We start from the raw sequence: 18,369 nt of genomic DNA on the forward strand, positions 1-18,369 counted from the left end.
CCTCATGCACTCGACCTGGTGCGTCCGCCTCTGCTGAGGCATTCCGACAGGAAACTCTCCGCCGCGGGCGCGAGCCGCGCGGTGTGCTCGTCGAAGAACTCCGCGGCCGCGGTGCCCGCCCAGTCCCTGGGCAGCACCTTCTCCGGCAGGCCCGGGTCACGGAACAGGAACTTGCGCCACGCGTGCAGCAGCCGCTGCGACGCCGCGAACGCCTCCGCGGGCTGCGAACCGTCCACTGCGGACACGATGGGTAGCCACTCGGTCACGAATCCGGCATAGTCCGCGCCCAGCGTCTCCAGGTCCCACGCCCGGGCGGCCAGGTCGGCGTCGTCGCCGTCGTGCTCGCCGAGGAACAGCCTGCCCGCGATGTGCTCGGCGGCGAGGATGTCCGCCAGCTCCGGCGACGGGCGGGGCGCGACCCAGGTCGTGGGCCCCAACGGTCCGTAGCCGATCAGTCGCAGAGACGAGTCGAGCCGGTCGCGGGCGCCGCGCGTCGGCAGTTCCTCCAGCACCAGCACGTGCCAGCGGCCGTCCCATGTGGAGGGATGGGTGCGGTAGATGCGGGCGGCGGCCTCGTCCAGCCTGCGCTCGGCGCGCTTGGTGAGGGCGTAGCCGGGGCCGTCGGTCAGCCGGACCGGCCGCAGCCAGTCCTGCCGGACCATTCTGGACACGGCCGTGCGGATGGCGGGCGGCTCGAAGCCCAGCGGTTCGAGCAGGCGGACGAGGGCCGCGATCGCGGCAGAGCCACCTCTGGCTCTGAGGTAGCTGCCGTAGACGTCGAACAGCGCGGACCGGGCTCGCACGATTTTCGAGTCTGTCAGTGCGGGGCCGCCCGGCGCCAGTGCGGTCCGAACCTGTCTTGGCCGGTCACCGACACGCAGGTGATCGGTTCCGATTTCACCGGCGAGATGGCATAGGGGAGAATGTCAGGGTCTTTGGCCGGGTGCGTCCGGCCAGGGTGGCAGGCTATGACGGAGGGAGCACGCTATGGCGGCCATGAAGCCCCGGACCGGGGACGGTCCCCTCGAGGTGACCAAGGAGGGTCGGGGCATCGTGATGCGCGTCCCACTCGAGGGCGGTGGGCGCCTCGTCGTCGAGATGTCGGCTGAGGAGGCAAGTGCCCTGGGTGACGCGTTGAAGGCCGCGGCTGGCTGAGGGTCCAGAGTGGAATCTCTGGGTCGGTGATCCGTCGAGTATGGAGGTCCGTTGCAAACATCGGTGCCCGCGTTACCGACGGCACTCCCCGAGGTAGAGGTGACCACCACGGCGCGGCGGACGACCCCGCTCGCCGTGGTGTGCCGCTCGGGTGACGCGGCGCCCACGTCGTTGTCGGCTCGTGGGGAGGAGCTGACCGACGAGTGGGTGAACGCCGTCGCCCTGACCGGCAAGGCAGGCGAGGTGCAGCCCGGTCCGGCCGGTTCGTCGGTGCGGTGGGTCGCGGGCGTCGGGGACGGCAGCCCTGCGCAGTGGCGCACAGCAGGCGCCGCCCTGACCAAGGCGCTCAACGCGCGGATCGCGCACGACGCCGACGCGGGCCGGTCCCCGGAGCGGACGGTGCAGCTGGAGCTGCCGTCGTCCGTCGGGCCGGACGAGGTCAGCGAGCTGGTGTGCGGGCTGCGGCTGGGCGGGTACCGGTACGCGGTGACGGCGGAGGCGGCGCCGCCCGCGGTGCGGACGATCCGGCTCGTGACAGCCGACCCGGCGTTGGAAGAGCCGGTGCGGCGCGCGGCGGTGCTGGCACAGGCGACCGCGCTGGCGCGCGACCTCGCGAACACGCCGTCGAACGTGAAGGACCCCGCGTGGCTCGCGCGGATGGCGACGCGGACCGCGGGCAAGGTCGCCGACGTCGTCGTGCGCGACGAGAAGTGGCTCGCGGACCAGGGCTTCGGCGGCGTGCTGGCGGTCGGCGGGGGTTCGGCCCGCCCGCCGAGGTTCGTCGAGCTGACGTGGCGGCCGTCCGCGAAGGCGCCGCACGTCGTGCTGGTCGGCAAGGGCATCACGTTCGACACGGGCGGCATCTCGATCAAGCCCGCCGACGGCATGCACCTGATGCGCACCGACATGGCTGGTGGCGCCGCGGTGATCGCGGCGGTGGAGGCGGTCGCGCGGCTCGGGCTGAACGTGCGGGTGACCGGCCTGGTGTCGTGCGCGGAGAACCACGTGTCGGGGTCGGCGTACCGGCCGGGTGACGTGGTGCGGCACTACGGCGGCCGCACGACCGAGGTGACGAACACCGACGCCGAGGGCCGCATGGTGATGGCGGACGCGCTCGCCTACGCGGTGGACCGGTTGAAGCCCGACCTGATCGTGGACGTGGCGACGCTGACCGGCGCCATGAAGGTCTCGCTCGGTCTGCGGACCGGCGGGTTGTTCGCGTCGACGGACGAGGTGGCCGCGCAGGTGCTCGCCGCGGGCGAGGCGGCGGGCGAGCGCTGGTGGCGGATGCCGCTGGGTTCGGACGCCGGTTCGGTGGCGGACGAGTTCGCGGAGGCGGTGCGCAGCGAGATCGCGGACGTGCGCCAGTGCCCGCCGGGGCCGGGCGGGATCGCGGCGGCGATGTTCCTGCGCGAGTTCACGGGCGGGCTGCCGTGGGCGCACCTTGACATCGCGGGCCCTGCTCGTGCGGACCGCAACTACGACGAGGTCACCGCGGGTGCGACGGGCTTCGCGGCACGCACGCTGGTCGAGCTGGTGGCCGCGCACGCCTGACGTTGTCCACAGGTCCCGCGGTTGTCCACAGGCAAGATCGACAACCCGGGGCCTGTCGGTGGGCCCCGGTAGACTGGTCAGCGGGGAGCCCCCGGGAGTGGTGGGGGCCGCCCTGACGTACTGGGCGGGGGCGTTTTCGCAGGTCAGGGCCGAGTTTGTGGCTTGGGAACCGCCCGGGCGGGCGGTGCTTCCAGGAGGCGATGTCCGCCCCGCGCGTCAGCTCGCCGTTGCCGTCGCCAGCGGTGGGTAGCGGCGGGTGCGGGCCGCGAAGACGCGGTCGAAGATGGCGAACTTCGCCAGGAAGACCGGGCCGCTCGCCGCCAGGTAGCTCAACGTCAGCGCCACCGGCTGCCAGCCGCTCGGCAGCAGCGGCAGCACCAGCTTCTCCGCGGCCGTCGTCAGCGCGATCGACGCCACACCGCCGATCAGCGTCACCGTCAGGTACGTCGTCAGCTGCGCACGCAGCTTGCCCGGCGGCCACGCCCAGTACCGCACCATCAGGAAGTGCGGCACCGAACCCGCCAGGAACGCCACCGTGCTCGCGGTCGTCGCGTCCACGCTCGTCAGGCCGTACACCAGCAGCAACACGACCTGGCTGATCCCGGTGGCGATCGCGGACGCCACCGTGAAACGGGCCAGTCGGATGCGTGGAGGTGCCATGCGTCGAAGCTATGGCCCCCGGGCTGAACACGCTCTCAGGAAGATCCCTGAGCTTCCCCGGATCAACCCCGGTCAGGGGTCAGCCGCCACACCACGTCCAGCCCGTCCTCGCCGGGCGTGAGCGGCTCCTGCGGCGGCCGCCGCTCCACGACCGCGAAACCCAGCCGCTTCGGGATCGCCGCGCTGCGCGTGTTCGCCACGTCCGTCACGATCTCCACCCGGTTCGCGCCCGTCCGGAAGGCCTCCGCCACCAGCAGCGACGCCGCTCTCGTCGCCACGCCACGGCCCACGTGGTCCGGGTGCAGCCAGTAACCCAGCTCCAGCCCGCTCGGCCCCACACGCGCCATCAGGCTCGCCGCGCCCGCCAGCCCACCCGACACGAAGATCGCGTAGTTGAACGCCGCGCCCCGCTCCCAGTCGGCGACGGTGCTCGCCACGAACGCCGTCGCCGCCTCGGGCGGGTAGCCGTCCGCCACCCACGCCATCCACGGCCGCAGGTGCGCCATCGACTCCTGCACGACCCGGTGCAGCGCCGGCGCGTCCTGCTCGCGCCAGCGTCGCAGCGTCACCTCGCCGGACCCGAGCTGCGCGCGCACCGGCTCAGCCCATCACCGACCGGTACACCGCCACCGTCTGCTCGGCCACCGACGCCCACGAGAACTCCGTGACCGCCCGCTCCCGGCCAGCGTCACCCATCAGCTTCGCCCGGTACGGCTCGGCCAGCAGGCTGTTCACCGCGTCCGCGAGACCCACCCGGAACGTCGAGGTGTCCGCCTCGTCGTAGTGCACCAGCAGGCCCGTCCTGCCGTCCGCCACGACCTCCGGGATGCCGCCGACGTCCGACGCGACGACCGCCGTGCCGCACGCCATGGCCTCCAGGTTCACGATGCCCAGCGGCTCGTACACCGACGGGCACACGAACACCGTCGCGTGCGACAGGAACTGCCGCACCTCCGCGGGCTGCAGCATCTTCTGGATCCAGTACACGCCCGGCCGCGCCGCCGCCAGCTCCGACACCGCCTGCGTGGTCTCCTCGGCGATCTCCGGCGTGTCCGGCGCACCCGCGCACAGCACCAGCTGCGCGCCGGGGTCGATCTGGTGCGCGGCCGCGATCAGGTGCCCGACGCCCTTCTGCCGCGTGATCCGGCCGACGAACACCACGATCGGGCGGTCCGGGTCGACGCCGTAGTGGCGCAGCGCGTCCGACTCGGTGACCGGGTGGTAGGCCGACGAGTCGATGCCGTTGCGCACCACCCGCACCTTCTCCGGGTCGAGCGCCGGGTAGCAGTCGAGCACGTCGGCGCGCATGCCCTCGCTGACCGCGATGATCGCGTCCGCCGACTCGTACGCCGTCTTCTCCACCCACGACGACAGCCGGTAGCCGCCGCCGAGCTGCTCGGCCTTCCACGGCCTGCGCGGCTCCAGCGAGTGCGCGGTGACCACGTGCGGCACGTCGTAGAGGATCTTCGCCAGGTGGCCCGCGTGGTTGGCGTACCACGTGTGCGAGTGCACGAGGTCCACGCCGTCGACGGCCGCCGTGATCGACAGGTCCGCCGACAGCGTCCGCAACGCCTGGTTCGCCCGCTCGAGACCGGCCGCCGGGTTGTGGGAATGAACACCCTCACCCGAGCGCGGTCCACCGAAGCAATGCACGTCGACATCGATCAGTTCACGCAACCTCGGCACGAGGAACTCGACGTGAACGCCTGCTCCGCCGTAAACCTCCGGCGGCCATTCGCGAGTTAACAGCCCGATACGCACGTGGCTCAAGGTAGCCGTACCTGTGCGAACGCGGTTAGGGTCAGCCACGTGAAGGGCCAGCAGCCACACGTGCTCGCGATCGTGCTCGCCGGGGGCGAAGGGAAGCGGCTGTGGCCGTTGACCGCCGACCGGGCGAAACCCGCGGTGCCGTTCGGGGGCAACTACCGGCTGATCGACTTCGTGCTGTCGAACCTCGTGAACGCCGGCTATCACCGGTTGTGCGTGCTCACGCAGTACAAGTCCCACTCGCTGGACCGGCACATCTCCACGACGTGGCGGTTGTCCAGCGTGCTCGGGCAGTACATCACCCCGGTGCCCGCGCAGCAGCGGCTCGGGCCGCGCTGGTACACGGGCAGCGCGGACGCGATCTACCAGTCGCTGAACCTGGTCTACGACGAGAAGCCGGACCACATCGTGGTCTTCGGCGCCGACCACGTGTACCGGATGGACCCCTCGCAGATGGTCGCCGAGCACGTCGAGGCGGGCGCGGGGGTGACCGTCGCCGGGATCCGGGTGCCGAGGTCGGAGGCGAAGGCGTTCGGCTGCATCGACTCGGACGCGACCGGCAAGATCACCCGGTTCCTGGAGAAGCCGTCGTCGCCGCCGTCGGTGCCGGACGACCCGGACGTGACGTTCGCGTCGATGGGCAACTACGTGTTCCGCACGGAGACGCTGCTCGACGCGCTGCGGGAGGACGCCGCCAACCCCGAGTCGATGCACGACATGGGCGGCGACATCATCCCGATGCTGGTCGGGCGCGGCGACGCGCGCGTGTACGACTTCGACGACAACGAGGTGCCGGGCGCGACCGAGCGGGACCGCGGCTACTGGCGGGACGTGGGGACGCTCGACGCGTACTACGAGTCGCACCTGGACCTGGTGTCGGTGCACCCGGTGTTCAACCTCTACAACCACCGCTGGCCCATCCGCACGGCGACGCCGCCGCTGCCGCCCGCGAAGTTCGTCAACTCGGGCAGCGCGGTCGAGTCGATGATCGGGCCGGGTTCGATCGTGTCCGGCGCGTCGGTGCGCGACTCGGTGATCAGCGCCGACGTGGTGATCGAGGACGGCGCGGTGGTCGAGGGCAGCGTGCTGCTGCCGGGCGTGCGGGTCGGGAAGGGCGCCGTGGTGCGCCGGGCGATCCTCGACAAGAACGTGCAGGTCGCCGAGGGCGCGGAGATCGGCGTGGACCTCGACGTCGACCGGCAGCGGTGGACGGTGTCGGCCGGTGGCGTGGTCGTTCTCGGAAAAGGCGAACGGGCGGAGTGAGCCGGCTCTACGCTTGACGGATGGAGCCGTCGGAGCCGCCGGGCAGCGACCCGTACCAGGCTGTCTGGCAGATGTCGCAGGTCGGCGACGCGGGCAAGCACGGCGGCCGGCGGATCCGGTGGGTCGCGGGGATCGTCGGCGGGCTCGTGGGGCTGTTCCCGTTCGCGCTGATCGCGACGGCCGTGTGGGGCTGGTGGACGGGCGACGCCGAGTTCAACGGCGTCGGGTTCGCGTTCCTCGTGGTCGGCCTGGCGGCGGGCCTGACCCTCGGCGGCTACGTCGCGACCAACGACGACTGAGCTGTCCACAGCCCCGCCGGTTGTCCACAGGCAAGATCGACAACCCGGGGACTGTCGCCCACCCCCGGTAGAATGGACGTCGGGGTGGCCCCCGGGATCGGGTGGGGGCTGCCTAGGTGAGGTACTGGGGGCGGGCCATTTTTCAGTTGCCGGGCGCTGTCCGGGGTCAGCCTGTTTTCGCGGCCACCAGCAGGCCGTCGCCCAGCGGGAGCAGGACCGGGACCAGGCGGTCGTCGTCCCGGACCGCCCTCGCCACCTCGCGCAACGCGACCGTCTCGGCGTCCCGCCGGGCCGGGTTCGCCACCGAGCCCGACCACAGCACGCTCGCGAACGCGATCACGCCGCCCGGCCGCAGCAACCGCACGCCCTGCTCGTGGTACCCGGGGTACTCCTGCTTCGCCGCGTCGACGAACAGCAGGTCGTAGGCCTCCTCCGTCAGCCTGGGCAGCACGTCGAGCGCGCGCCCCATGATCAGCCGCGTGCGGCCGGGAGCGATCTTGGCCTCCATGAACGCGCGCTTGGCCGCGCTCTGGGGCTCCGGGTCCACGTCGATGGACGTGAGCACCCCGTCCTGCGCCATGCCGCGCAGCAGGTAGAGGCCACTGACGCCGGCGCCGGTGCCGACCTCGACCACGGCTTTCGCCTGGGTCGCCGCGGCCAGGAACCGCAGCGCGGCGCCGCCTGCCTGCGTGACGGGGGCGCAGCCGAGCTGCGTACCCCGCCTGCGGGCGGCGGCCAGCGTGTCGTCCTCGGTGAGGTAACCCTCGATGTACGCGTTCAGCGCGTCCGAGTCGATCGTCGGCGTATCGGATGCCACGAAGTGTGAGATTAGCGTTGTCCGACCCCGAACCGGGTGATAAGGCCCCGGTCGATTCTCAGGCGCTTCTCAGACGGCTCTCACTACCTTCACATCGAGGCTCGAAATCATGCTTGTTGTCAGAGGGACTCGAGGCCCGGGGGATGGGGAACACGATGAGCATCGCAGGCGTTGAGAAGGGCACAGGGTTCACCGACCCGGAAGAGGTGGCACACCGCCCGATGCCTACGCAGACCGCCGACGCCGCGCCCGTCACCCTTGACGAGGCCACCGCATGGACGCCGCCGTCGTGGGACGAGGTGGTGCGGGAGCACGCCGACCGTGTGTACCGCCTCGCGTACCGCCTGACTGGCAACGCCCACGACGCCGAGGACCTCACCCAGGAGACCTTCATCCGGGTGTTCCGTTCGCTCGCGAACTACAAGCCGGGCACCTTCGAGGGCTGGCTGCACCGCATCACCACGAACCTGTTCCTCGACATGGCGCGCCGCCGCTCGCGGCTGCGCATGGAGGGGCTGCCGGAGGACACCGACCGGCTCGCCGGTGACGACCCGAGCCCGGAGCAGGTCTACGTCGAGACCCACCTCGACCCCGACCTGCAGGCCGCGCTGGACGAGCTGCCGCCCGAGTTCCGGGCCGCGGTCGTGCTCTGTGACGTGGAAGGCCTGTCGTACGAGGAGATCGGCGCCACCCTCGGGGTCAAGTTGGGTACTGTGCGGAGCAGGATCCACCGGGGGCGCCAGGCGCTGCGCGCGTCGCTCGAGCGCCGTCGTGAACTGGCACGGGAGGGTAGGTCGTGACCGACGAGCGCGGTTGGGGTCTGTCCGAACAGCATCTGCTCCCGGACGCCGTGGTGGCGTTCGTCGACGGCGAGTTGTCGGCGACGGCGCACGACCGCGCCGCGTCCCACGTCGCCAAGTGCGCGGCCTGTGCCGCCGAGATCGCCGCGCAGCGGCAGGCGGCGTCCGCCGTCCAGTCCGCCAACGCGTTCTCCGCGCCCGCCGGGCTGCTCGCGAACCTGATGGCGATCCCCGAGCAGGTCGAGATGCCGTCCGTGCCGGACGGCCTCGCCATGACCAAGGACGGCCAGCTCGTCGCCGTGCAGCGACCCGACCGGGTCCCGCAGCTCGGGGGTACCGCGCCGTTGGGAAGTTCGGCGAAGCTCGGCGAGGGCCGCGCGGTCCTCGGACGTAGACCTGGCCGCCGCACCGTGCAGGGCGCCGGCGTGGTCGTGTCCGGGCTGGTGCTCGGCGCGCTCGCACTCGTCAGCACATCCAGCGGTGGCGACGCGCCGCCGCGCACCCCGGCCAACGGCGAACCGCGGCCCGCGGTCGTCGGCGGCGGTGCCATGCAGCAGGCCGGCTACGTGGCGACGGCGACGCTGCACGTCACCGGCCGCTAGCGCAACGCCGACTTCACCGCTCGTGCGGCAGGCTTGGCGACGATGAGCAACCAGTGGACTCCCGAGCAGGGCCAGCCGCCGAACGGCAGCGCCGTTCCCGGCGGCGACGACCGTCCCCGGCTCGGGCCACGACCGTTGACCCACCCGCCCGTCGACCCGGGTGCGGCCGCCGTGTTCGGCCGTCCGGCCGGTGTCGACGGCGCGTTCTCCCCCCGGTCCGCGCTTCAGCCGACGCTCGGTGAGCTGAAGACCGCGCCACCCGCCCCCGAGGCGCTGGCGTCGGCGTTCGGCAGGCCCGAGGGCAACCAGGAGCTGCTGCAGCGCCCGCCGTCGGACGAGCACGGCGCGAACGGCGTCGACCCGTGGGACACCGAGGCCGCGCACGACCCGTGGCGTGACCCGTCGGCGGGCGCGGTCATCGGCCCGCCCGCGGTCGGCCCGGAGCAGGACGGCGACGACGACAAACCGGCGCCCAAGCCCGCCGCGCAGCTGCTGAGCCTGCCCGAGGTGCTGTTCGGGCGCCGCGTGAAGGTGTCCGCGCTCGTGACGCTGGCCGTGCTGGCGCTGGTCATCGGCGCCGGTGGCGGGGTCGCCGCGTACTTCATCGCCGACCGGGGCGACCAGCTGACCAGCGACGCGACGCTCGCCGAGGTGACCGCGGCGAAGGAACGGCCGCCGGGTTCGGTCGCCGACATCGCGAACCGGGTGCGGCCCGCGGTCGTGACCATCGAGGTCCGCTCCGAGCAGGGCGCGGGCGTCGGGTCCGGCGCGGTGATCGACTCGGGCGGCTACATCCTCACCAACGAGCACGTCGTCACCCTCGGCGGCGCGGTGTCCGAGGGCCAGGACATCACCGTCGTGTTCAACGACGGCCAGCGCACGGAGGCGAAGCTCGTCGGTTCCGACCCGAAGATGGACCTCGCGGTCGTGAAGGTCGAGTCCGACGTCAGCACGGTGATCCAGCTCGGCAAGTCCGCGGACCTCGCGGTCGGCGACACCGTCCTCGCGATCGGCTCCCCGCTCGGCGAGACCGACACGGTGACGCTCGGCATCGTCAGCGCCCTCAACCGCCCGGTCGTGGTCGGCGAGGAGGACGGCGTGCCAGCGGTGTACGACGCGATCCAGACCGACGCCGCGATCAACCACGGCAACTCGGGCGGTCCGCTGGTCGACCAGACCGGTGCGCTCGTCGGCATCAACACGTCGATCATCTCGACGTCCGAGGAGGGCGGCAGCATCGGCCTCGGCTACGCCATCCCGATCGACGACGCCCGGCCGGTCGCCGAGTCGCTGATCCGCACCGGGAAGGTCAAGCACGCCGACCTGGGGGTCAACGCGGCGTCGGTGTCGGCGGAGACGGCCGAGGGCGCGCGGGTGCAGAACGTCCGCGAAGGCGGCGCCGCCGACAAGGCGGGGATCAAGCAGAACGACATCATCAGGAAGGTCGGTGACCGGCCCATCGCGAACGCGGCGGAGCTGATCGTCGCGGTGCGCCACCACAAGATCGGCGACGTCGTGCCGGTCGTGCTGGCGCGGGACGGCCGGGAGCTGACGGTTCAGGTGACGTTGCAGTCCGATTGACCGGCTACGCTGGAAGGCGGCGTCGGGGTTGCGTGCTTCGGAGGTAGGCCACAGTGTTCGACAGCATCGGCTGGGCCGAGATCCTCATCTTGGTCGTGGCGGGCCTGTTCATCCTCGGACCCGAGCGGCTGCCGTCCGCGGCGGCGTGGCTCGGCCGGAACGTGCGGAAGGTCCGCGAGTACGCGACCGGCGCGCGGGAACAGCTGCGCAACGAGATGGGTGACGACTTCGAGGAGCTGCGCAAACCGCTGCAGGACCTGCAGCAACTGCGCAACTTCGACCCGAGGCGCGCGGTGACGCGGCACCTGTTCGACGAGGTGGACACCCCGAACGGCGGCACCAAGCCCAACGGCCACGCCCCGTCGCCCGCAGCACCCGCACCGGCCCCGACGCGCGAAGACCCGAAACCGCCGACCGACAAGCCGTCCTTCGACCCGGACGCGACGTGAGGGCGGCCGCCGGCCCCCGATTTCCAGCCTAGCGGCGAGCACCGACAGTTTTGGGTGCCCGCGATGAGGGCTGTGGACAGCTCGGCAGTTGTCCACAGGGACGGTCCGCGGTGACGTAAAGTGTCGGTGGCATGCCGTAGCGTGGTGACCGGGGGCCGGAGGCCAACGGGCTGCGCTCTCTCGGGCGTTTGTCTTGTGTCGGCCGCGTGGTGGGTCCGGATCGGTGGCAGACGCGGGGTTCACCGAGTCCGGCGAGCCCGGCGCAGCCGCGTTCCGCAGGTCGGGCGTCGCCGGGGTTTTCGCGGATCGGGCGTTGCCGGATTTCGTGGGCCGAGTGTCAGCGGGTTCTTGTGGTCCGGGGTGTCGCCGAGTTCTTGTGGTCCGGCGTCGCCGTGTTTCGCGGATCGAGTGTCGCCGGGTTTTGTGGGCCGAGTGTCGGCGGGTTCTCCTGGCCCGGGCGTCGCCATGTCCCGGATCAAGTGTCGCTCGGTTTCGTGGGCCTGTGGATGAGTGGGTGAGCTGTGGACAACCGGCCCCCGCGGACTGCGCGAGGGCCGGAATGTCGGTGGTGTGCCGTAGGCTGGAAAACGGGGGCCGGAGGCCAAACCCGCACGTCAGACTGGAGACACCGACAGCATGCGGCCCGCCAGCCCGCGTGCCCTTGTCGACAGCTTCGCCGCGATCCGGGTCAGTTCCTGTGCCGCCGCCGAGTCCGGGACCGACTTCACGATCGGCTTGCCGTCGTCGCCCGCTTCGCGCAGGCGCGGGTCGAGGGGGACCTGGCCGAGCAGCGGGACGTCGGCGCCGATCGTCTTCGTCAGCGACGTCGCCACCGTCTGGCCGCCGCCCGAGCCGAAGGGCTCCATGCGCGAGCCGTCCGGCAGCTCCAGCCACGACATGTTCTCGATCACGCCCGCGATCCGCTGCCGCGTCTGCATCGCGATGGCACCGGCCCGCTCGGCGACCTCGGCCGCCGCCTGCTGCGGGGTGGTCACGACGAGCAGCTCGGCGTTCGGCAGCAGCTGGGCCACCGAGATCGCGATGTCGCCGGTGCCCGGCGGCAGGTCGAGCAGCAGCACGTCCAGGTCACCCCAGAACACGTCGGCCAGGAACTGCTGCAGCGCGCGGTGCAGCATGGGGCCGCGCCACACCACCGGGGTGTTGCCAGGGGTGAACATGGCGATCGAGATGACCTTCACGCCGTTCGCCGACGGCGGCAGGATCATCTTCTCCACGCGGGTCGGCTTGCCGTCGGCGCCCAGCATGCGGGGCACGGAGTGGCCGTAGATGTCGGCGTCGACGATGCCGACCGACAGGCCGCGTTCGGCCATCGCCACCGCGAGGTTGACCGTGAGGCTCGACTTGCCGACGCCGCCCTTGCCGGACGCCACGCAGTACACGCGCGTCATCGAGCCGGGCTCGGCGAACGGGATCTTCGGCTCCTCGGCACTGCCGCGCAGCTTCTGTCGCAGCTCGGTGCGCTGCTGGTCGGACATGACGTCCATCTCGACGGTGACGTGCCGCACGCCGTCGACGGCCGACACCGCGTTCGTCACGTCCTCGGTGATCTTGTTGCGCAGCGGGCAGCCCGACACCGTGAGGTAGATCTCCACGTGCACGGCGCCCTCGTCGCCGATCGTCACGTTCTTGACCATGCCCAGGTCGGTGATCGGCTTGTGGATTTCCGGATCCTGCACGGTGGCGAGCGCGGCGCGCACGGCCTCGACGTCTGGAGTGGTCACGCGACCATGCTACGGCCCCGTTCCGTAACATCGTCTTCGTGCCGGAGCCTGCGGTGACCCGGATGCCCACCGGGAAAGAGCTGGACGCTTGGCGTTCCTTCCTGCGCGCCCACGCTCGGCTGAGCCGCGTGCTCGAGGCGGAGCTGGTGGCGGAGCACCCGATCACGCTCGGCGGCTACGACGTGCTGGTGCAGCTCGCCGAGGCCCCCGGCCGCCGCCTGCGGATGGCCGAACTGGCCGACGCGGTGCTGCTGTCCCGGTCCGGCGTGACCCGGCTCGTCGACCGGCTCGAGGTCGCGGGCATGGTCACCCGCGAACGCTTCGACGGCGACGGCCGCGGCATCGTGGCGGTTCTCACCACGAAGGGCGTCGACACCCTCCGGGCCGCGGCGCGGACGCACCTGGCGGGCGTGGTCCGGCACTTCGTGGAGCACCTGAGCGAGGACGAACTGGCCACGTTCGGCGCACTCTGCACCCGCCTGATCGACTAGCTGCCCACAGGTCGCGATCACCCAGCGACATGGACGTGCCTTTCAGCGCCCTGACACAGGGCGCGGAGTGCCCGACCCGCGAAGCGGGCCAGCACCACGCCGCGAAAGGCGCGTTGACAGCACCGGCCGATGCCGCGAACGCGCCTTTCACGGCACGACCACCACGCGGGGAGCCGGGCGCTGCGCGCCTGGCCCGCGAAGCGGGCCCACCCGCCAAGCCGAGCGCAGCTCACCACCAAGGGGCTGCTGCCTGCCATCCCGTCGACCTGGCGAAGCCCGATCACACCGGGTCAAGGGGGCCCGGACGCACGACGCAACCAGCTGACCAAACCGCCCGGGCCCCCTTGACCCGGTGTGATAGCCCTCCGGGAGGTCGACGGGATGGCAGGCAGACCCCGGACACCAGTCCCTGCCAAACCAACCCGAGACCGACCCCCGCCATCCCGGAGACCAGCCCGTCCGGCGAGGACCCCCCGGAGGGAAAACCCCGCGCAAGGCACACCAAAAACCCCGGGCACACAAACCGCCACAATGCCGCTGACCTGCGAAAACCGAAAGAAAAACCGCGCCCCCAGTACGTACGGGCGGCCCCCACCACTCCCGGGGGCACCCCGCTGTCCAGTCTACCGGTCACCACCGACAGGGGGACGGATGTCGATCTTGGCTGTGGACAACCACCCCACCTGTGGACAACCCGACCCCAGGCCCGGCCATCAGCGGAATCGCGCGGCAGGAGACCTCAGGTCTCCGCCCACCGAGCGTCCTCGCGCACCGTATCCGCCGACGGCCGGGACTTGCGAGGCTTGGCGTTCAGGTCAGCGCGCAACCGGTCCAGCTCACTGCGCAGATAATCCCGCGTGGCGACCTCCCCGACCGCCAACCGCAGCGCGGCAAGCTCCCGCGCCAGGAACTCGGTGTCCTCCTTGGTCCGGGCGGCGCGCGCCCGGTCCTCCTCCAGCGACACCCGGTCGCGGTTGTCCTGGCGGTTCTGCGCCAGCAGGATCAGCGGCGCGGCATACGCGGCCTGCGTCGAAAAAGCCAGGTTGAGCAGGATGAACGGGTACGGGTCCCAGCGCAGCGAGACCGCCGTCAGGTTGAGTGTGATCCACACGAGCACGATCAGCGTCTGCCAGAACAGGAACTTGCCCGTGCCGAGGAACCGCGCGAGCCGCTCGGACAGGCGGCCGAACGCCTCCGGGTCGATGGAGACCCGGAAACCGGGGCGGCGGGGCTGGTCCAGTCGCCGGCGGGAAAGCAGGTCAGGCATCCGCTGGCTCCTCGTTCGCTGACTCCCGCCACCCGGTGGGCAGCAGGTGGTCCAGCACGTCGTCGACGGTCACCGCGCCCACCAGGTGCTCCGTGTCGTCCACGACCGGGGCGCACACCAGGTCGTACGCGGCGAAGTACCTGGTCACCTCGTTCAGCGTCGCCGACGGGGGCAGGCGCGCCAGCTCGGTGTCCAGTGCGCTCGCCACCAGCTCGCCGGGTGGTTCGCGCAGCAGCCGCTGCAGGTGGACGCAACCCAGGTAGCGGCCGGTGGGTGTCGCGGACGGCGGGCGGCACACGAACACCATGCTGGCCAGCGCCGGGGTGATGTCCGGGTTGCGGACCATGGCGAGGGCCTCGGCGATGGGGGCGTCCGGCAGCAGCACGATCGGCTCGGGGGTCATGAGGCCGCCCGCCGTGTCCGCCGAGTACGCCAGCAGGCGCCGCACCGGGTCGGACTCCTGGCGTTCCATCAGGCCGAGCAGCCGGGCCTGGTCGACGTCCGACAGCTCCGCCAGCAGGTCGGCGGCGTCGTCGGGGTCCATGGCCTCCAGGATGTCCGCCGCCCGCTCCTCGTCCAGGTGGGCCAGCAGGTCCTTCTGGTCCTGCTCCGGCAACTCCTCGAACACGTCCGCGAGCCGCTCGTCGTCGAGGCTGTCCGCCACCTCGTACCTGCGTTTGGCGGGCAGCTCACGCAGCGCGGCCGCCACGTCCGCGGCGCGCATGCCCTCGAACACGGTCAGCAGGTGCACCGCCCCCTGCGGCGCCGACGCCAGGTCCGTGACGCCCGGCGCGTTGATCTCCTCCCACCGCAGCACCTGGATCGGGCCGCGGCGGGACAGCCTGCCGGTGCGTTCGCGGATGGCGACGCGGGACAGCACCCAGTCGCGGGTCCTGCTCGGTTCCATCGCCGCGTCCACCAGCACCGCGTGCCGTTCCGTGCCGACGACCACCGCGCGGGCGTCCAGCAGCTGACCCACCACCAGCACCTCGTTGGGGCGCTGGTGGAAGCGCCGCAGGTTCACCGAGCCCGTCGCGAGCGTGACCGCGTTCGCGTCGATCGACGTCACCCGCAGCATCGGCACGAAGATCCGGCGGCGGGTCGCCAGCTCCACGACGGCGCCGAGGACGCGCGGCGGCTCGCGGTCGGTGCGCAGCACCGCCACCACGTCCCGGATCTTGCCGATGGACTCGCCGTCCGGCCCGAACACCGGCAGACCGACGAGTTGTGCGACGAAGACCCTGCTCACGGCACCCACGCGCGCAAGGCTATCCGGTCTACCCGCCGGTGAGCTTGTCGACGAGCGCCGGGTCGAGCACGTCGGTCAGCTCGTCGTACGGCATGTCGACGACCGGGGTGCCGCACGCCGTGGCCCGGCCAAGCGCCGCCATGTCGACCGTGAACGACGCGTGGTCGCGGGTGAACGCCACCAGCACGTCCGTGCCGAGGTCCTCCTGCTTCAGCGGCAACCGCGACTGACCGGTCAGGGGATCCGTGCACGCGGCGATCGGCTCCTCGCGCAGCCACAGGGCGGCGAGCCAGTCCGCGCCGTCCGGCTGGAACACCTCGTCGGCGGTCAGCGCCTTGCCGGTGTCGAGGTCCACGGTGACCGTGCCGTAGCTCTGCCACGACGAGTTCGTCAGCACGCCCAGGTCGGGTCGGCTGTCGTAGCGCACGGACACGTAGTGGTCGGTGCGCAGCAGCACGTCGGCCGTGACCGCGATCGACGCCGGGTCGTCCCAGCGGTCGTCGCCGGTCTCCCGCATGTCCTGGCGGATCGCGGCGACGCCGTCGCGGACCTCGCGGACCGCGGCGTCGACCGGCGCGCGCAGCGCCTCGTTCAACGCGTCGGCGCGCGGCGACCCGGACACCGTCACGACCTGTGCCGACACGTCCATGTGCTCGTAGCTCGCCTGCTCGGTCGACACGCTCACCGCGAACGGCTCGGCCGGTGGCGGGTCGTCGCCGCCGGTGGTGTTGACCACGATCACCGTCGCGCCGGCCACCACCGCGGCGCCGACGACCGCGGCGGCGACCTTCGCGGCCACCGCACCCGTGGCCGCCTTCGCCGCGACCGCCGAACCCGCGGCACCGCCCGCGGCGGCCACCGACCCGCCGCCGGTCGCCGTGAGCACGCCGGTCGACGACACCAGCCAGGCCATCGGCGACGCGGCCAGCAGCACGCCCGCGTACCCGGCGAGCCGCTGCCAGCCCGTCGACTCCCAGTCCTTGCCGTACCCGGCGACCGCCGCCGACTCCAGTTCCTTCACGAACGCTTCCGCGCTCGCCGGCCGGGCCGCCGCGTCCTTCGCCATGCCCCGCGCCACCAGCGCGCGCACCGGCTCCGGCACCTGCTCGACGGGTGGCGGCGCGTACTGGTGGGCGTGCCGGAGCCGCTCGGTGTCGGTGTCGGCGAACGGCCGGAAACCCGTGACGCACAGGAAGAACACGCACGTCGCCGCGTACACGTCGGTGGCGGGGGTCGCCGGCCCGCCCTGCCACTGCTCGGGTGCCATGTACGCGGGCGTGCCACCGGAATGTCCACTGTGGCCGGCGAGCAGCGCGATGCCGAAGTCCACGAGCTTGCTCTGGTTGTTGGGCTGCACCAGCACGTTGCCCGGCTTGTAGTCGCGGTGCACGGTGCCCGCCGCGTGCGCGGCCGCGAGGCCAAGCAGCGACCCCTTCAGGATCGCGAGCGCGGCCTCCGGGGTGAGCGTGCCGTGCCGTTCGAGGATCTCCTTGAGCGAGACGCCGGGCACGGCCTCCATCACGATCGCTGCGCCGTCGGCGGTCTCCACGAACTGGTACAGCCGCGCCACGTGCGGGCTCACCACGCGGTGCAGGATCGCCGCCTCGTGCCGGAACTGCGCACGCGACGCCTCGTCGGCCGCGTGCAGGTACTTGATCGCCACGACCCGGCTCGTCGCGTCGTGGCGGGCCAGCACCACCCGCCCGAAACCGCCCTCGCCGAGCACCGTCAGCTGCGTGTACCCCGGCACCGTCCACTCAGACACGCACTGCAAGGTAGCGGGGTCACGCGAGCGCCGCCGCGATACGCGCACACGCTGCGCCCAACCAGTGGCCTGGGCCACTGTAGAGCCAGTTGTCGACCGCGCGGACGAACGTCCACCGCCGTGCCAGCGACCAGTCCAGCCCCGCGGCCTCGGTGATCGCCGCCAGCCCGCCCGCGGCCTGGACCTCGTCGAACCTGTTCCACAGCAACGGGATCAGGCCGAACTCGAGGTCGCCCGCGATCGGCTTCGGGTCGATCACGAGCCACGGCTCGCGGTCCCCGCGCAGCACGTTGTCGTAGTGCAGGTCCTCGTTGACCAGGTGGTTCCCCGGCGTCAGCTCCCGGCAGTACGCGACGGCCTGGTCGACCAGCTCGGCGGGCACCGACCCGTCGTTCTCCGCCGGCAGCTCGTGGACCCAGCGCGCCGCGTTGTCCCGCATGTGCCGGACGCCGGGAGGCGCGGGCCGGTCGAGGCGGCGGATCATGCCCGTGACCACGGCGAGCGCCTCGTCGATCGGCGCTTGCCGCAGCGTGACCGACGGGTCGAGGCGCTCCAGCAGCAGCGCCCACTCCGCGTCGTCGTGCGCCAGCATGCGGACCGCGCCGTCACCGTCCCACAGGGACAGTGCGAGTGCCTCGTGCCTGGCCTCGTCGTGCGGCCAGGTCACCTTGAGCACGGCCGGATCGCCCGCCGGGCGGCGGACCGGCACGACCAGTGCGCACACGCCGTGCATGAGGGGGCCGTCGACGGTCAGCTCCCAGCGGTCCAGCAGCGCCTCGGTGCGTGCGGGCAGCCGGGCCAGCCACTCGGCGCCGTCCTCGTCGAAGCCCGCCGCGAAGCTCTCTGGCACGGTCAAGGACATGCCGACAGGGTGGCGTAGCTGACACGTGCACGGCGAGCCGGTTTCC

The 18,369-nt window shown here is 72.0% G+C and carries 19 protein-coding genes; 9 read left to right on the forward strand and 10 right to left on the reverse strand.

The window, feature by feature from the left end; genetic code table 11:
• Positions 1 to 2 precede the first annotated feature (2 nt).
• Complete coding sequence (locus ACYQ77_RS02500; protein ID WP_459706957.1) at positions 3 to 803, reverse strand: PaaX family transcriptional regulator; 801 nt, start codon at positions 801 to 803, stop codon at positions 3 to 5.
• Positions 804 to 987: 184 nt separating this feature from the next.
• Between ACYQ77_RS02500 and ACYQ77_RS02505 the strand changes: the two genes are divergently transcribed.
• On the forward strand, positions 988 to 1,155 hold the full coding sequence (locus ACYQ77_RS02505; protein ID WP_075127418.1) for a DUF3117 domain-containing protein: 168 nt from the start codon (positions 988 to 990) through the stop codon (positions 1,153 to 1,155).
• A gap of 51 nt (positions 1,156 to 1,206) precedes the next feature.
• Complete coding sequence (locus tag ACYQ77_RS02510; RefSeq protein ID WP_459706959.1) at positions 1,207 to 2,709, forward strand: leucyl aminopeptidase family protein; 1,503 nt, start codon at positions 1,207 to 1,209, stop codon at positions 2,707 to 2,709.
• 216 nt (positions 2,710 to 2,925) lie between these two features.
• Here ACYQ77_RS02510 and ACYQ77_RS02515 read toward each other — a convergent pair whose 3' ends face one another.
• From ACYQ77_RS02515 to glgA, 3 genes are all read right to left on the reverse strand, one after another.
• A complete protein-coding gene (locus tag ACYQ77_RS02515) occupies positions 2,926 to 3,369 on the reverse strand; it encodes a GtrA family protein (RefSeq protein ID WP_459706961.1) in 444 nt (147 codons plus the stop codon).
• A gap of 62 nt (positions 3,370 to 3,431) precedes the next feature.
• Positions 3,432 to 3,965, reverse strand: a complete 534-nt coding sequence (locus ACYQ77_RS02520; RefSeq protein ID WP_459706963.1) for a GNAT family N-acetyltransferase — start codon at positions 3,963 to 3,965, stop codon at positions 3,432 to 3,434.
• Positions 3,966 to 3,969: 4 nt separating this feature from the next.
• Positions 3,970 to 5,130, reverse strand: coding sequence for a glycogen synthase (glgA, locus tag ACYQ77_RS02525; RefSeq protein ID WP_459706964.1), 1,161 nt, complete (start codon positions 5,128 to 5,130; stop codon positions 3,970 to 3,972).
• 48 nt (positions 5,131 to 5,178) lie between these two features.
• Between glgA and glgC the strand changes: the two genes are divergently transcribed.
• Together glgC and ACYQ77_RS02535 are read left to right on the forward strand one after the other, a co-directional pair.
• Positions 5,179 to 6,399, forward strand: coding sequence for a glucose-1-phosphate adenylyltransferase (gene glgC / locus ACYQ77_RS02530; protein WP_459706966.1), 1,221 nt, complete (start codon positions 5,179 to 5,181; stop codon positions 6,397 to 6,399).
• A gap of 20 nt (positions 6,400 to 6,419) precedes the next feature.
• Positions 6,420 to 6,698, forward strand: coding sequence for a hypothetical protein (locus ACYQ77_RS02535; RefSeq protein WP_459706968.1), 279 nt, complete (start codon positions 6,420 to 6,422; stop codon positions 6,696 to 6,698).
• Between the two features lie 166 nt (positions 6,699 to 6,864).
• Here ACYQ77_RS02535 and ACYQ77_RS02540 read toward each other — a convergent pair whose 3' ends face one another.
• Positions 6,865 to 7,515 carry an O-methyltransferase gene (locus ACYQ77_RS02540; protein ID WP_459706969.1) on the reverse strand — a complete coding sequence of 217 codons (651 nt, stop codon included), beginning with the start codon at positions 7,513 to 7,515 and terminating at the stop codon, positions 6,865 to 6,867.
• Positions 7,516 to 7,736: 221 nt separating this feature from the next.
• On the opposite strand from ACYQ77_RS02540, the gene sigE reads away from it, so the two are divergent.
• The 4 genes from sigE to tatB are packed head-to-tail and all read left to right on the forward strand — an operon-like array spanning position 7,737 to position 10,947.
• The gene (gene sigE, locus ACYQ77_RS02545) at positions 7,737 to 8,315 is read left to right on the forward strand and encodes an RNA polymerase sigma factor SigE (RefSeq protein WP_396110668.1); all 579 of its coding nucleotides are present in this window, start codon (positions 7,737 to 7,739) and stop codon (positions 8,313 to 8,315) included.
• Positions 8,312 to 8,917: a zf-HC2 domain-containing protein gene (locus ACYQ77_RS02550; RefSeq protein WP_459706971.1), complete on the forward strand. Its 606-nt coding sequence runs from the start codon at positions 8,312 to 8,314 to the stop codon at positions 8,915 to 8,917. The genes sigE and ACYQ77_RS02550 overlap by 4 nt, the downstream gene beginning before the upstream one ends.
• Before the next feature lie 42 nt (positions 8,918 to 8,959).
• Complete coding sequence (locus ACYQ77_RS02555) at positions 8,960 to 10,498, forward strand: S1C family serine protease (RefSeq protein ID WP_459706973.1); 1,539 nt, start codon at positions 8,960 to 8,962, stop codon at positions 10,496 to 10,498.
• Positions 10,499 to 10,551: 53 nt separating this feature from the next.
• Positions 10,552 to 10,947: a Sec-independent protein translocase protein TatB gene (gene tatB / locus ACYQ77_RS02560; RefSeq protein ID WP_459706975.1), complete on the forward strand. Its 396-nt coding sequence runs from the start codon at positions 10,552 to 10,554 to the stop codon at positions 10,945 to 10,947.
• A 614-nt stretch (positions 10,948 to 11,561) separates the two neighbouring features.
• Here the strand turns inward: tatB and ACYQ77_RS02565 are convergent.
• Positions 11,562 to 12,689 (reverse strand): Mrp/NBP35 family ATP-binding protein, encoded by a 1,128-nt coding sequence (locus ACYQ77_RS02565; protein ID WP_459706977.1) that lies wholly within the window; start codon positions 12,687 to 12,689, stop codon positions 11,562 to 11,564.
• A gap of 38 nt (positions 12,690 to 12,727) precedes the next feature.
• Between ACYQ77_RS02565 and ACYQ77_RS02570 the strand changes: the two genes are divergently transcribed.
• On the forward strand, positions 12,728 to 13,180 hold the full coding sequence (locus tag ACYQ77_RS02570; protein ID WP_459706979.1) for a MarR family winged helix-turn-helix transcriptional regulator: 453 nt from the start codon (positions 12,728 to 12,730) through the stop codon (positions 13,178 to 13,180).
• A gap of 739 nt (positions 13,181 to 13,919) precedes the next feature.
• Here the strand turns inward: ACYQ77_RS02570 and ACYQ77_RS02575 are convergent.
• The 4 genes from ACYQ77_RS02575 to ACYQ77_RS02590 are packed head-to-tail and all read right to left on the reverse strand — an operon-like array spanning position 13,920 to position 18,323.
• A complete protein-coding gene (locus ACYQ77_RS02575; RefSeq protein WP_459706980.1) occupies positions 13,920 to 14,447 on the reverse strand; it encodes a DUF1003 domain-containing protein in 528 nt (175 codons plus the stop codon).
• A complete protein-coding gene (locus tag ACYQ77_RS02580; protein ID WP_459706982.1) occupies positions 14,440 to 15,705 on the reverse strand; it encodes a magnesium transporter MgtE N-terminal domain-containing protein in 1,266 nt (421 codons plus the stop codon). The genes ACYQ77_RS02575 and ACYQ77_RS02580 overlap by 8 nt, the downstream gene beginning before the upstream one ends.
• A 19-nt stretch (positions 15,706 to 15,724) precedes the next feature.
• Entirely contained in the window at positions 15,725 to 17,461 is a 1,737-nt protein-coding gene (locus ACYQ77_RS02585) for a serine/threonine-protein kinase (protein ID WP_459706984.1), read from the reverse strand.
• 19 nt (positions 17,462 to 17,480) lie between these two features.
• Positions 17,481 to 18,323 (reverse strand): aminoglycoside phosphotransferase family protein, encoded by an 843-nt coding sequence (locus ACYQ77_RS02590; protein ID WP_459706986.1) that lies wholly within the window; start codon positions 18,321 to 18,323, stop codon positions 17,481 to 17,483.
• Positions 18,324 to 18,369: the final 46 nt, after the last annotated feature.

The sequence above is a fragment of the Actinophytocola sp. KF-1 genome (assembly GCF_054661535.1).